12 protein-coding genes and 1 riboswitch are annotated in these 13866 nt (G+C 74.4%); of the genes, 2 read left to right on the plus strand and 10 right to left on the minus strand.

Translation table 11 applies throughout. The features are described from left to right. The 3 genes from OMK64_RS18785 to OMK64_RS18795 all read right to left on the minus strand — a co-directional run. Window positions 1-383: ATP-binding cassette domain-containing protein (locus tag OMK64_RS18785; protein ID WP_374694122.1), on the minus strand; the 383-nt coding region annotated here is incomplete at its 3' end. Next, the gene (locus OMK64_RS18790; protein ID WP_272729883.1) at window positions 380-2128 is read right to left on the minus strand and encodes an ABC transporter permease; all 1749 of its coding nucleotides are present in this window, start codon (window positions 2126-2128) and stop codon (window positions 380-382) included. The genes OMK64_RS18785 and OMK64_RS18790, both read right to left, overlap by 4 nt. 4 nt (window positions 2129-2132) lie before the next feature. Beyond that, window positions 2133-3218: a thiamine ABC transporter substrate-binding protein gene (locus OMK64_RS18795; RefSeq protein WP_272729884.1), complete on the minus strand. Its 1086-nt coding sequence runs from the start codon at window positions 3216-3218 to the stop codon at window positions 2133-2135. 90 nt (window positions 3219-3308) lie between these two features. Continuing rightward, a riboswitch (TPP riboswitch) is annotated at window positions 3309-3438 on the minus strand. A 94-nt stretch (window positions 3439-3532) separates the two neighbouring features. Between OMK64_RS18795 and OMK64_RS18800 the strand changes: the two genes are divergently transcribed. Next, on the plus strand, window positions 3533-3805 hold the full coding sequence (locus tag OMK64_RS18800) for a DUF4235 domain-containing protein (protein WP_272729885.1): 273 nt from the start codon (window positions 3533-3535) through the stop codon (window positions 3803-3805). Between the two features lie 12 nt (window positions 3806-3817). On the opposite strand, the gene OMK64_RS18805 is transcribed toward OMK64_RS18800, so the two are convergent. Genes OMK64_RS18805 through OMK64_RS18835 form a run of 7 tightly spaced genes read right to left on the minus strand, consistent with a single transcriptional unit; the run spans window position 3818 to window position 11955 of the window. After that, on the minus strand, window positions 3818-5323 hold the full coding sequence (locus tag OMK64_RS18805) for a phytoene desaturase family protein (protein WP_272729886.1): 1506 nt from the start codon (window positions 5321-5323) through the stop codon (window positions 3818-3820). Window positions 5324-5378: 55 nt separating this feature from the next. Next, window positions 5379-5801: a monovalent cation/H(+) antiporter subunit G gene (mnhG, locus tag OMK64_RS18810; protein ID WP_272729887.1), complete on the minus strand. Its 423-nt coding sequence runs from the start codon at window positions 5799-5801 to the stop codon at window positions 5379-5381. Further along, a complete protein-coding gene (locus tag OMK64_RS18815) occupies window positions 5798-6196 on the minus strand; it encodes an MrpF/PhaF family protein (protein WP_272729888.1) in 399 nt (132 codons plus the stop codon). Before OMK64_RS18815 ends, mnhG begins: the two co-directional genes overlap by 4 nt. Then, a complete protein-coding gene (locus OMK64_RS18820) occupies window positions 6193-6738 on the minus strand; it encodes a Na+/H+ antiporter subunit E (protein WP_272729889.1) in 546 nt (181 codons plus the stop codon). The genes OMK64_RS18815 and OMK64_RS18820 overlap by 4 nt, the downstream gene beginning before the upstream one ends. Then, window positions 6735-8369, minus strand: a complete 1635-nt coding sequence (locus OMK64_RS18825; protein ID WP_272729890.1) for a Na+/H+ antiporter subunit D — start codon at window positions 8367-8369, stop codon at window positions 6735-6737. Before OMK64_RS18825 ends, OMK64_RS18820 begins: the two co-directional genes overlap by 4 nt. Next, window positions 8366-8875, minus strand: a complete 510-nt coding sequence (locus OMK64_RS18830) for a Na(+)/H(+) antiporter subunit C (protein WP_272729891.1) — start codon at window positions 8873-8875, stop codon at window positions 8366-8368. Before OMK64_RS18830 ends, OMK64_RS18825 begins: the two co-directional genes overlap by 4 nt. 5 nt (window positions 8876-8880) lie before the next feature. Further along, a complete protein-coding gene (locus OMK64_RS18835) occupies window positions 8881-11955 on the minus strand; it encodes a Na+/H+ antiporter subunit A (protein WP_272729892.1) in 3075 nt (1024 codons plus the stop codon). A 266-nt stretch (window positions 11956-12221) separates the two neighbouring features. On the opposite strand from OMK64_RS18835, the gene OMK64_RS18840 reads away from it, so the two are divergent. Continuing rightward, on the plus strand, window positions 12222-13866 hold a 1645-nt coding region (locus OMK64_RS18840), incomplete at its 3' end, for a (Fe-S)-binding protein (RefSeq protein ID WP_272729893.1).

The raw sequence follows: 13866 nt of genomic DNA on the forward strand, positions 1-13866 counted from the left end.
GGTCGCTGCGCGCGCGCCTCGCGGTCGACCTCCGCGCCGCGCTCGTCGCGCCCCGCACGACCGCCGTGCTCGTCACGCACGACCAGGACGAGGCGTTCGCCGTCGCGGACCGCGTCGCCGTCCTGGAACATCAGCCCGAACCCGCGCCGGTGCACGGGCACGGCGTCGACGCGCTCGCCGTCGAACGCGACCGACCCGCCCGCGAGCGGCTCGAGACCGGCGACGGCGCGCAGCAGGGACGACTTGCCGCAGCCCGACGGTCCGAGCAGCGCGACGACCTCGCCCGCGCCGACCTCGAGGGACACGCCGTCGACGGCGGTCGTCCAGCCCTGCCGCCCGGCGGGGTACCGCACGACGACGTCCTGCACGCGCAGTCCGCTCACCAGTCACCTCCGGGGTTGCCGGCCCGCAACCGTTCGCAGGCGGCGACGATGCCCGCGGTGAGCACCGCGAGCACGACGGACGCGGCGAGCGCCGTGCCGTAGGAGTCCGCGCCCGGTCGGCCGATGAGCCGGAAGATCACGACGGGCAGCGTGGGCCGGTCGGGGCGGGCGAGGAACGAGGTCGCGCCGAACTCGCCGAGCGACGCGGCGAACGCGAACCCGACGGCGAGGCCGAGGGCGCGCGCGGCGACGGGCAGGTCGACGGTCGCGAGGACGCGGCCGGGGGCGGCGCCGAGGGTCGCGGCGGCCTCCCGCAGGCGCGGGTCGATCGCGCGCAGCACGGGCAGGACGGTCCGCACGACGAGCGGCACGGCGACGACGGCCTGCGCGATCGGCACGAGGACGGGCGAGGTCCGCAGGTCGACGTCGAGCCCGAACGGCTGGTGCATCGACAGCAGGAAGCCGAACCCGACGGTCACGGCGGAGACGCCGAGGGGCAGCATGAACACCGCGTCGAGCCCGGCGACGGCCCGACGGCCGACCGCGCGGCGCGGGCGCCGGGACACGACCAGCGCGACGAGACCGCCCACCACCAGCGCGATCGTCGTCGCGTCGAGCGCGACACGCAGCGACGTCACGGCGGCGTGCAGCGGGGTGACGCCGAGGGTGTCGGCGGGTGCGGCGAGCGCGACGTAGTGGTCGACGCCCCACCCGTCCGCGGTCCGCAGCGACCGTACGACGAGGTTGACGAGCGGCAGCGCGAGCAGCACGACGACGACGCCGGTCACCGCGGCGGCGGCCAGGTCGAGCGCATGACCGTCGCCGCGCGGCACCCCGGCGGGCCGCCGGAGCGTCAGGGCCCGGACGGTCGCGGTCGGGGCGCCGAGGTCGAGCGCCCGCTCGCGCCGGGCCCGCGTCCGCCCGGCCACGAGCAGCGCACCGGCGACGACCGCGAGCTGCACGACCGACAGCACCGCGGCGGCACGCAGGTCGAGGAACTGCGTCGTCTGGATCCAGATCTCGGTCTCGATGGTCCCGAACCGCAGCCCGCCGAGGACCAGGACCGTGCCGAACGCCGTCGCGGAGAACAGGAACACGAGCGACGCGGCCGACGCGATCGCGGGCGTCAGCGCCGGCAGCACCACCGTGCGGAAGGCCCGCCACGGCGACGCGCCGAGCGCCCGCGCCGCCTGCTCGGCGCGCGGGTCCAGCCGCTCCCACAGCCCGCCGACGGCCCGCACCACGACGGCGTAGTTGAAGAACACGAGCGCGGCGACGATCGCCGCGAACGTCCCGTCGAGGCGCAGGAACCCGAGCGGCCCGCCGTCGACGAGCAGCGACCGGAAGGCCACGCCGACGACGACCGTCGGCAGCACGAACGGCACCGTGACCAGCGCACGCACGGCCGCCCGCCCGCGGAACGTCCGCCGGTACAGCACGAACGCCCCGGGCACCCCGAGCAGCACCGACACGACCGTCGCGACGGACGCCTGCGCGAGCGTCAGCCCGACGATCCGCCACGTCCGCGGCCGGGAGAACACGTCGGCGAAGCCCGACAGGTCGAGCGCGCCGTCGACGGCGAACCCGCGCGCGACCATCACGACGACCGGCCACGCGAAGAACAGCCCGAGGAACAGCAGCGGGACGACGACGGCCGCGGTCCAGAACGCGACCATCCCCGCCGACGGGCGCGCCCGCCCGCCCGGCGCCACGGGGGCGTCGGGGCGGGCGAGCGTCGTCGTCATCGGGTCAGCCCGCGACGATCTCCGACCACGCCGCGAGCCACTCCTCGCGGTGCGCGTCGACGTCGGCGGGAGCGACCTCGAAGGGCGCGTCGGCGAGCGGGGCCCAGCGGGCCCACTCCTCGGGGAGGTCGACGGCCGAGCTCACCGGGTACATGTACATCGACCCCGGGATGTCCGCCTGGACCTCGTCGGAGAGCAGGAAGTCGAGCAGCTGCTGCGCACCCTCGGGGTTCTTCGCACCGGCGAGGACCCCCGCGTACTCGACCTGCCGGAAGCACGTGTCGAGCAGGGCACCCGTCGTGGGCTCGTCCGCACCGTCGGGCACGGTGAACGGCGGGGACGACGCGTACGAGAGCACGACCGGCCGCGGCCCGTCGCCGCCACCGCCGCTGAAGTCCGTGTAGTACGCGTCCGACCAGCCCTCGGACACCTTGAGGCCGTTCGCGACGAGCGCCGACCAGTAGCTCTGCCAGCCGTCCTCGCCCTTCGCGCCGACCGTGGCGAGCAGGAACGCCAGCCCCGGCGACGACGTGACCGCGCTCGGGACGACCAGCAGGTCCTTGTACTCGGGCTTCGTCAGGTCGTCGAGCGTCGCGGGCTCCGCGAGCCCGTGCTCGCTGAACCACGCGTGGTCGACGTTGAGGCACACGTCGCCGAAGTCGACCGCGGTCAGCGCGTCGGAACCCTCGACCGCGTACTGCGCGGCGTCGTCGGCGGCCGGCGCGGACGACGTGTACGGCTCGACGACGCCCTCGTCGATCGCGCGCGACGCGAAGGTGTTGTCGACGCCGAACACGAGGTCGCCGAGCGGCGCGTCCTTCGTGAGGACGAGCTGGTTGACCAGCGCGCCCGCGTCGCCGGGCTGCACGACCTCCACCGTGAGGCCGCTCTCCTCCTCGAAGGACTCCAGCAGCCCGTCGGACAGCCCGAACGAGTCGTGCGTGACGAGCGTGACGGTGCCGCCACCTCCGCCGGATGCGGCGGGCGACGGGTCGCCGCCCCCGACCGCGGAGCAGCCCGCGAGCGCGAGGACGGTCCCGGCGGCCAGCGCCAGGACGGGGACGGACGTGCGGCGGGGCGTGCTCGCCATCGGTGGTGCTCCTCCTTCGTCAGCAGGAGGGGGTCCCCGCACCCGTCGCACGGCGGCACCCTCGCAGGGGCGCGCCGACGACGACTGCGGAGACTGAGAAGCCCGACTCCCTACGCCGGTGTGAACCGGATCAGGTTCGAGGGTCTGCGGTGATCCGCACTCTCAGCGTCCTGGCCGTCGGCGGGGCTGCCGGCGACGTGACGCTCCCCTGTCGTTCAGCGGCGATCCTACGCCTCTCCGACCAGCGGTCCGACCGGTCCGCCGCTAGCGTGGACGGCGGTCCTGTCCCTGACGCCCGCCGGAGGTATCCCCGCATGGACAAGCAGTCGACCGTCGCGAAGCTCGTCGGGCTCGGTGGTGCGCTCGCCGCCGCCTGGCTCGCGCAGCAGGTCGTGGCCCAGGGGTGGAAGGCCACGCGCGGGCACAAGCCCCCGAAGCCCGAGGACGAGGGCGACTACCGGCTCGGCGAGGTCATCGCTGCCGCCGCGATCACCGGCGCGCTGGTCGGCGTCGCGCGCGCGCTCGCGACCCGCGGCACCGCCGCCTTCACCGCCCGCACCGAGACGGGCCGCGAGCTGGTCGACTGACGCGGGCCGCGATCAGATGACCGGCCACGCCTCCGTCGCGCGGTCGGGGGCCAGGGTCGGGAGCTGGTCGGTGTTGAAGACCTCGCGCAGGACGCGTCGCGCGGCGAACCACCCGGACAGCCCGTGCACGCCCGGCCCGGGCGGGGTCGACGCGGAGCACAGGTACACCCCGTCACGCCCGGAGGCGTAGGGGTCGCGACGCGCGCTGGGGCGCGCGAACATCTGCGCGATGGTCGCGGCTCCGGCGGAGATGTCGCCGCCGACGTAGTTCTGGTTGTGGTGGTGCATCTGCGCGGCCGGGATGCAGCGTGACGCGACGACGACGTCGCGGAACCCGGGTGCGTACCGCTCGACGTGCGCGGTGACGGCCTCGGTGACGTCGACGTCGGACCCGGCGGGCACGTGCGCGTAGGTCCACAGCGGACGCAGGTCCCCGACACGCCGGGACTCGTCGACCACGGTCGGGTCGCTCAGCAGCGTCATCGGTCGGCGCGCGTGCTGCCCCGACTGCACGGCCCCCTCGGACTCGACCATCTCGGCGCGCGTCCCGCCGAGGTGCACGGTGCCGGCCCGCCCGACCTCCGGCACGGTCCACGGCACGGGCTCGGACAGCACGAAGTCGACCTTCGCGGCGCCGTTGCCGTACCGGAACCGTTCGAGGGGGCGGCGGGCACGGGCCGGGAGGCGGTCGCCCATGACGTCGAGGAGCGTGCGCGGCGAGGTGTCGAACAGGTAGGCGTGCGCGGGCGGCAGGTCGTCGCACGAGCGCACGGGGTGGTCGGTGACGATCTCCCCGCCGTGCTCGACGAGGTCGTCGACGAGCGCCGCGACGATGGCCCCGGAGCCGCCGCGCGGGATGGCCCAGCCGGCGCCGGCGTGGCCGAGGGCGGCGAGCAGCAGCGCGGTCCCGGAGCCCGCGAGCGACGGCAGCGCGGTGATGGTGTGCGCGGCGACGCCGGTGAGCAGCGCGGGCGCGACGTCGTCGATGAAGGGGCGGTCCCACAGCCGGGTGCCCTGCTCCAGGACGCGCAGGCCGAAGTGCACGGCGGCGGGTGCGCCGTGCGGCAGCAGGCCGCGCGGGATGCTGCGCTTGTCGCCGAGCGCGACGCGCACGACGTGGCCGGGGTGCGCGGCGAGCGGCCCGACGAGCGACCGCCACGCGGGCCCGTCGACGCCGAGGCGCTCCACGGTCAGGTCGAGGTCGCGGTACGCGATGCCGGCGCGGCCGCCGGGGAGGGGCTGCGCGAACGAGATCTCGGGCGTCAACAGCTCGACGTCGCGCGCGCGCAGGTCGAACGAGCGGAAGAACGGCGACGCCCACGCCATGGGGTGCACCGCCGAGCAGAGGTCGTGCACCATCCCGTCGGCCAGGCCGAGGTCGAGCGTCCGCGCACCGCCTCCGACGGTCGGCTGCCCCTCGAGGACGAGGACGCCGAGGCCCGCGCGGGCGAGCGTCACGGCGGCGGCGAGCCCGTTCGGGCCGGACCCGACGACGACGACGTCCCGGAGGTGGCTCATGCCTCGATTCAACTCCTCCTCGCGGCTGCGCGGCGGGCGAACCTGGGCGCGCGCCTCAGAGCGGACCGATGTCGTCGCTGTCCGTGCGCCGCTCGCGATCCACCTCGGCGGCGGCGCCGCCCGACCGTGCCCGCTCGAGGTCGGCGGTGAGCTCGTCCACGACGAGCAGGTCGCCGCGGACCTTGCCGGTGCGGTAGCCGGCGCGGCCGACCATGTGCGCGGCGACGGGCGCCGTGAGCATCTGGAACAGCGCGACGAGCACGAGCGCCCACACCGCTCCGCCGGACCGCAGCCGCAGCGCCAGGCCGATCAGGCACAGCACGAGCCCGAGGACCTGCGGCTTCGTCGCGGCGTGCATGCGGCCCAGCAGGTCGGGGAACCGCAGCGCGCCGACGCCCGCCGCGAGCGCGAGCAGCGCCCCTCCGAGCAGGCAGATCACCGAGGCGACGTCGGCGACGGTGTCCCACCAGTTGTTCATCGGACCTCCCCCTCCGCCTGGCCGCCGTGCAGCTCGTCCCGCTCCTCGGGCTGCTCGCGCAGCGCCTCCTGCTCGGCGGCGGCACGGGCGGCCTCCTCGGCGGCGATCTCCTCGCGCGTGCGGACGCGGCCCTCACCCTCGGGCTCGACGGCGGCGAACCGCGCGATCGTCACGGACCCGACGAAGCCCACGAGGGACAGCACGACGAGGGTCGGCACGACGTCGGCGCGGCGGTTCGCGGCCGCGTACAGGGCGACGCCGACGATCATCGTCGCGACGACGACGTCGAGCGCGACGGTCCGGTCGAGCATCGACGGGCCCTTCTCCGCCCGGACGATCGCGAACGCCGCGCCCAGCGTGGCCAGCACGGCGCAGATGACCACGACGACGGTCATGCGGTCACCCCCGCGGCGCGCAGCTCCTCGTCCGACGCGAACGCGCGCAGCACGCGCTCCTCCTGCTCGAGCACGGTGCGCCGCGCGGCCTCGATCCCGCCGCTCGCGTGCACGTCGAGCACGTGGAGGTAGAGCATCCCCGTGAGCCGGTGCGCCTCGACCACGAGCGAGCCCGGCACGAGCGAGCAGAGCTCGGCCGTGAGGGTCAGGTACAGGTCGGAGTGGCTGCGCAGCTGGACGCCGATGACGGCACCGTGAGGGGTGTACCGGGGACGCAGCGCGATCGCGCTGACCTCGGCGGACGCGCGGACGACGTCGACCACGAACCGCCCCACGAGCACCGCCAGCCCGCGCGGCCGCACGCGGCCGCCGAACTGGATGGGTGCCATCCGCAGACCCGTCGTCACGAGCAGCGCGATGGCGGCTCCGGCGATCACGTTGCCGACGGACAGGTCCCCCCACAGCAGGACCCACACGACGGTCAGCCAGACGATCGTCGCCCACTGCGTGCGCCAGCGCGACCGGCGCGGGTGCAGGCTCATCCGCCGACCTCCGCGACGTCGGTGCGCACGGCCGCGCTGCCGCTCGTGCCGGCGGCATCGGTGCCGGCCTCGCCGGCCTCACCGCCGTGCGCGGCCTCCTCGGTCACGTCGACGGAGACGCCCTTGCCGCGCTTGCCGTCGGGCAGCACGGCCTCGACGTAGGGCGTGCGCTCGGTCAGCGCGTCGGCGGCCCGCTCGGTGTACGCGTAGAGCGGCCCGGCGGCGACCGTCAGGCCGAGGCCGAAGACGATGAGCGCGGCGGCGGGGCCGACCATGCCGAACGGCAGCCGCACGGGCGGCCGCTCCTCCTCGGGCACCTGCCAGAACGCCTTGTTCCACGCCTTGACCAGCGCGTACAGCGTGAGCAGGGACGTGACGACGGACCCGACCACGAGCACGTACGCGAGCGGGGTACCGACCTGCACGCCGGCCTCGAGCAGCCCGAGCTTGCCGAGGAACCCGGACAGCGGCGGGATGCCCGCGAGGTTCATCGCGGGGACGAAGAACAGGATCGCGAGCACGGGCGCGAGCTTCGCGAGGCCGCCGAGCTTGGTCAGCGACGTCGACCCGCCCGCGCGCTCGACGAGGCCCACGACGAGGAACAGCGCGGTCTGCACGGTGATGTGGTGCGCGACGTAGTAGATCGCCGCCGTCCACCCCGCGTCGGTCGCCAGGGCGATGCCGAAGACCATGTACCCGATGTGGCTGACGAGCGTGAACGACAGGAGACGCTTGATGTCGTCCTGCGCGACGGCCCCGAGGATCCCGATGACCATCGTCGCGAGCGCGGCCCACATGAGGACGTCGTCGAGGCGGCCCTCGGGGAACAGCAGCGTCTGCGTGCGGATGATCGCGTACACGCCGACCTTGGTGAGCAGGCCGGCGAAGACGGCGGTGACCGGTGCGGGCGCGGTCGGGTACGAGTCCGGGAGCCACGCGGACAGCGGGAACACCGCCGCCTTGATCGCGAACGCCAGGATGAGCAGGACCTGGAGGACGAGCCGCACGCCCGGGTCGATCTCCGGGAGCCGGATCGCGAGCTGGGCCAGGTTGACGGTGCCCGTCGCGGCGTAGATCGACGCGAGCGCGACGAGGAACAGGATCGACGACAGGAGCGCGACGACGACGTAGATCGTGCCCGCGCGGATGCGCTCACGCGTCCCGCCGAGGGTCAGCAGCACGAACGACGCCGCGAGCAGGATCTCGAACCCGACGTAGATGTTGAACAGGTCGCCCGACAGGAACGCGTTCGCGACGCCCGCCGTCAGCACCAGGTACGTCGGGTGGAAGATCGAGATCGGCGCGGACTCCTCGTCGTCCTCCTGGCCCTGCGCGAGCGAGTAGAGCAGGACGCACAGCGTGACGGTCGCGGAGACCGTGAGCATGAGCGCGGACAGGCGGTCGGCGACGAGGTCGATCCCGACGGGCGCGGCCCAGCCGCCGACGTCGACGACGAGGGGCCCGTCGTCGGCGAGCACGAGCAGCGCGGCGGAGACGAGGACGACGACGATGAGCGCGACGACGCTCACGACGCGCTGGAGCGTCGGGCGGCGGTACAGCGCGAGCGCGAGGCCCGCGGCGGACAGCGGCACGACGACGGGGAGCGGCACGAGCCAGGTCCAGTCGGTCATCGCTCCCCCTCCCCTGCGGTGCGGGCCGGTTCCCCGGCCGGACGGGCGGGCGCGCCCTCGTCGGTCTCGTCGCGGATGGACGCGGCTTCCTCGTCGATCCGGCTGCCGGTGCCCTCGGTGTCGTCGTCGGTCGTCGCGCGTTCGTCGATCGCGGCGAGCCGCGCGATGCGGCGGTCCTCGACGTCGTCCTGGACCTCGTCGTGCCGGTGCAGCTGCCACGACCGGTACGCCATGGCGAGCAGGAACGCGGACAGGCCGAGCGTGATGACGATCGCGGTCAGGACCATCGCCTGGGGCAGCGGGTCGGTCATCTGCCCCTCGGGCGTCGCACCGACGATGGGCGGGCGGCCCGCGGCGCCGCCGGCGACGAGGAACAGCAGGTTCGCGCCGTTGCCGAGCAGGATCACGCCGATGAGGACGCGGCTGAGCGACCGCTCGAGCAGCAGGTAGACGCCGACCGTGAACAGCGCGGCGATCGCGACCACCAGCACGATGTTGGGGCTCATGTCGATCACGGCTGCTCACCCGCCGCCCGGGCCGCCACGACGCGGTCCACCTCGCTGACGGTGGCCTGCTCGTCGGGCGAGGAGCCGACGCTCGTGTCGTCCTCGCCGGTCTCGGCCCGCCGGTCGATCTCGGCACCGAGGCTGCGCAGGATGTCGAGCACGAGCCCGACGACGACGAGGTACACGCCGACGTCGAAGAAGAGGCTGGTCACGAGGTGGAGGTCGCCGATCACGGGCAGGTGGATGTCGACGATCCACGACTGCAGCACCGACCCGCCCGCGAGCTGCGCCACGAGCCCCACGCCCGCCGACAGGAACAGCCCGAGCCCCAGCAGCAGACCGGGCTGCACGGGTGCCGCCTCGCCGAGCTCGTACCGGCCGCCCGCGAGGTACCGCACGACGAGCGCGATGCCCGTGACGAGGCCCGCCGCGAAGCCGCCGCCCGGGGCGTTGTGGCCGGAGAACAGCAGGTAGAGCGAGTAGACGATCATCGTGTGGAACAGCAGCCGCACGACGACCTCGAAGACGACGGACCGTCGTTGCGGCGCGAGCGTCCTGCCCGCGCTGAGCCACTGGCGGTCGCGGGACGACGACGCGCCGCCGTCGTCGCGGGGGTCGCCGGCGGGGCGCCGCAGCACGGCCATCGGGTCCTCGCTGCCACCCCACACCGCGCGGTCGGCCGTCGCCTCGCCCGCACGGAAGATCGCGCCGCCGCGGCGCGAGAGGAAGACGAGCGACGCGACGCCGGTCGCGGCGACCAGCAGCACCGAGAGCTCGCCCATCGTGTCCCAGGCGCGGATGTCGACGAGCGTGACGTTGACGATGTTCTTCCCGCCGCCGAACTCGACGGCCTCCTCCGCGAAGTGCTCGGAGACGGGCGCGTGCACGCGCGCGCCCGGGACGACGAGCGCGATGCCCGCGACCGTCAGCCCGACGGCGAGCCCGACCCCGAGCCGCACCCACCGGCTCGCCGCGAGCGGCCGGTCGGAGAAGTACGGGGGCAGACGGCGCAGGACGAGCACGAACACGACCAGCGTGACGGTCTCGACGAGCACCTGCGTGAGCGCGAGGTCGGGCGCACCGTGCAGCAGGAAGAGCCCCGCGACGGCGTACCCGCCGATCCCCAGGAGGATCACGGCCTTGAGCCGGCGCCGGGCGCGCGCCGCGAGGATCGCCGACGTGACGGCGACGGCCGCGAAGACGATCTGCGCGGGGTTGTCCCAGCGGCGCATCGACTCGGGCACGGTCGTCTGCGTGATGAGGACGGTCGCGACCGACCCGACGAAGACGATGAGGATGATGCCGAGGTACAGCGGCAGCGAACCACGCTGCGTGACGGCGGTGACGTCGGCGGCGAAGTCGTCGAGCCGGCGCATGAACCGGCGGTAGACGCTGTCGGCCTCGGGCCCGCGGTACAGGCCGGACTGCCACCGCTCGACGCGCGCGCGGGCGACGAACATGAGCGCCCCGACGCCCAGGATCCCGAGCGTGAGCCAGAGGACCGGCCCGACGCCCGCCCACAGCGTGAGGTGCCCGGGCTCGCCGAGCGGGTACGTGTCGGCGTACGGAGCGAGCAGGTGCTCGCCGAGCTGCGGCAGCAGCGCGACGGCCAGGCCGAGCACGGCCAGGATCATCGCGGGCCAGACCAGCAGGAGCGTCGGGTGCGTGATCGGCGCGGGGGACGCGTCGGGCTCGGCCCCCTCGTGCGCGTCGGGCTCGGCCCCCTCGTGCAGCGCGGGTCCGTTGCTCGGGTGTGGTGCCGCGGACTCGGGGACGACCGCGGGTTTCGTCGCGAACGCGCCCCACCACAGCCGCAGCCCGTACCCGACGGTCAGCGCCGAGCCGACCGCGACCATGACGAGGACGATCGGCCCGACCGCCCCCTCGTCGAGGTGCGCGACGCCCTCGAGCCCGGCCTCCTTCGCGACGTACCCCGCGAACGGCGGCAGGCCGATCATCGAGGCCGTCGCGAGCCCGCCCGCGAGCGCCGTGAGCGGCAGCTCCCTGCCCACGCCGGACAGCCGCCGCAGGTCACGCGTGCCGGTCGCGGCGTCGACGACGCCGACCACGAGGAACAGCGCCGCCTTGAACATCGCGTGCGCGCCGATCATCGCGAGGCCCGCGAGCGCCGTCGCCTGCGTGCCGAGGCCCACGAGCAGCACGATGAGGCCGAGCTGGCTCACCGTGCCGAACGCGAGCACGAGCTTGAGGTCGTGCTGGCGCAGCGCGCGGTACCCGCCGAGCAGCAGCGTCCCGCCGCCGAGGACGACGATCATCCAGCGCCAGACCGGCGCCGTGGCGAACGCGGGCGCGAACCGCGCGACGAGGTACACGCCCGCCTTCACCATCGCGGCGGCGTGCAGGTACGCGCTCACGGGCGTCGGCGCGGCCATCGCGGCGGGCAGCCAGAAGTGGAACGGCAGGAGCGCGGACTTGGTCGCGGCGCCCAGCAGCAGGCAGACGATCGCGACCGTGGCGACCGTCCCGCCCGGCGGGTCGGCGATGACCTCGGACATCCGGTAGGTGCCCGCGGCCTCGCCGAGCAGCACGACGCCGACGAGCATCGCGAGACCGCCCGCGGTCGTGATGACGATGGCCTGCATGGCGGCGCGGCGGCTCGGCTTGCGCTCCGAGTAGTGCCCGATGAGCAGGTACGACGTGACGGTCGTGAGCTCCCAGAAGACGAACAGCAGCAGCATGTCGTCGGCGGTGACCAGCCCGAGCATCGCGCCCGCGAACGCGACGAACACGCCGCCGAACCGGCCGAGACCGTGCGCCGTGACGGAGAAGTACCCCGCGCAGTAGACGAGGACGAGCGCGCCGACGCCGCCCACGACGAGCGTCATGAACCACGAGAGCGTGTCGAGCCGGAACGACAGCTCCAGGCCCAGCGCGGGGATCCACTCGACGACCTCGACGGGGCCGTTCCCGGCCTGGACCTGCTGCGTCCACGTGAGCGCCCAGACCGCCGCGGAGGCCGGTGCGAGGGCCAGCACCCAGAACGCGCGACGCCCCAGGAGACGGACCAGGGTGGGCGCGACGACGGCTGCTGCGAGGTGCACGGTGAGCAGCAGCAGCACGCGTCCGGCTCCGTCCTGTCGGGGGCGGGTGGTCGGTCGGTTGGCTTCAAGGAGTTGGTCAAGATCCTATCAACCGCTCTCCCGTGGTCCTCCCACGGGAGCCGCGACCACCCGTCCGCCGCAGGTGCTCTCAGGCCCCGTCACGGCGCACCGTCCACGGCCCGTCGCGGTCCCCGGACGCGGTCGCCGGCGGCCGAGGGTCGACAGCGGCGGCGCGCCTCCGGACGTCCCGTCCGGCGCGGTGAGGCGGCGGTTACCGTGTGCGCGTGAGCGTGCTGCAGTGGGTGTGCCTGGCGGTCGTCGTCGCCGCGACCGTGGTCGGCGTGGCCGTCTTCTCGCGGGGTGTCGTCGCGATCGTGCGCACCGTGGGCGTCGGCCGCGCGGCCCCTGGGCGGTCCGGTCCCGTCGGGACGCGTCTCGCGACGCTGCTGCGCGAGGTCGTCGGTCACGGACGCTTCCAGCACCGGCCGGTCGTGCGCGTCGCGCACTGGGTCGTCATGGTGTCGTTCCCGCTGCTCGTGCTCACGCTCGTCGCCGGGTACGGGCAGGTCGTCTCCCCGACGTGGGCGCTGCCGCTGATCGGTCACCTGTGGCCGCTCGAGTGGGTGATCGAGGCGTTCGCGTGGGCGGCGCTGCTCGGGATCGTCGCGCTCTTCGTGCTGCGGCTGCGGATCTCGCCGCGGGCGGGCGCCCCCGAGGTCGAGCGGCGACGGTCGCGGTTCTTCGGGTCGAACCAGGCGCAGGCGTACTTCGTCGAGGCCACCGTCTTCGCGGTCGTCGCCGCCGTGCTGGTGCTGCGCGGCCTCGAGTACGCGCTCCTGACGCAGGCCGGCGAGAGCGGGCTGGTGCTGCACTTCCCGCTCACCGCGTGGTTCGGCGGTCTCTGGGTGGGCGCGTCGTCGGCCGCGCTCGAGACGGCGGTCGTCGTCGTCGCGACCGTGAAGATCGTCGTGTCGATGTCGTGGTTCGTCGTCGTCGGCCTGCAGCCCACGATGGGCGTCGCCTGGCACCGGTTCCTCGCGATCGTCAACGTCTACGCGCGCCGCGAGCCCGACGGCGGTCCCGCGCTCGGGCCGCTCGCGCCGCTCACGCTCGCCGACGGCACCGCCGTCGACCTGGCGGCGCTCGAGGACCTGCCCGACGACGCGCGCCTCGGCGCGGGGGCGATCGAGGACCTGTCCTGGAAGCAGCTCCTCGACACCGCGACCTGCACCGAGTGCGGCCGCTGCCAGGACCAGTGCCCGGCCTGGGCGACGGGCAAGCCGCTGTCCCCCAAGCTCGTCATGCTCTCGCTGCGCGACCACGCCGCCGCGACCGCGCCCTACCTGCGCGCGACCGGCGCCGCCGGTGCGGCTCCGGAGGGCGCGGGCGTGGCCGTCGGGACGGTCGACGACGACCCGCACGCCGGCATCGACCTCGTCGCCGCGGGCGTCATCGACCCCGACGTGCTCTGGGCCTGCACGACGTGCGGCGCGTGCGTGCAGCAGTGCCCCGTCGACATCGAGCACGTCGACACGATCGTCGACGTCCGGCGCTACCAGGTGCTCATGGAGTCCGCGTTCCCCAAGGAGCTCGGCGGCACGTTCACCAAGCTCGAGCGGCAGGGCAACCCGTGGGGCCTGCCCGCCCGCGCGCGGCTCGAGTGGGCCAAGGGCCTCGACTTCGAGGTGCCCGTGGTGGGCGCTGACGTCGAGTCCGCCGCTGACGTCGACTACCTGTTCTGGGTCGGCTGCGCGGGCGCCTACGAGGACCGCGCCAGGAAGACGACGCGCGCCGTCGCCGAGCTGCTGCACACGGCGGGCGTCTCGTTCGCCGTCCTCGGCGACGGCGAGACGTGCACCGGGGACCCCGCCCGGCGCGCTGGCAACGAGCTGCTGTACCAGATGCTCGCGTCGCAGAACGTCGAGGTGC

It is taken from the genome of Cellulomonas fimi (assembly GCF_028527925.1).
GTDB classification, from domain to species: domain Bacteria; phylum Actinomycetota; class Actinomycetes; order Actinomycetales; family Cellulomonadaceae; genus Cellulomonas; species Cellulomonas fimi_C.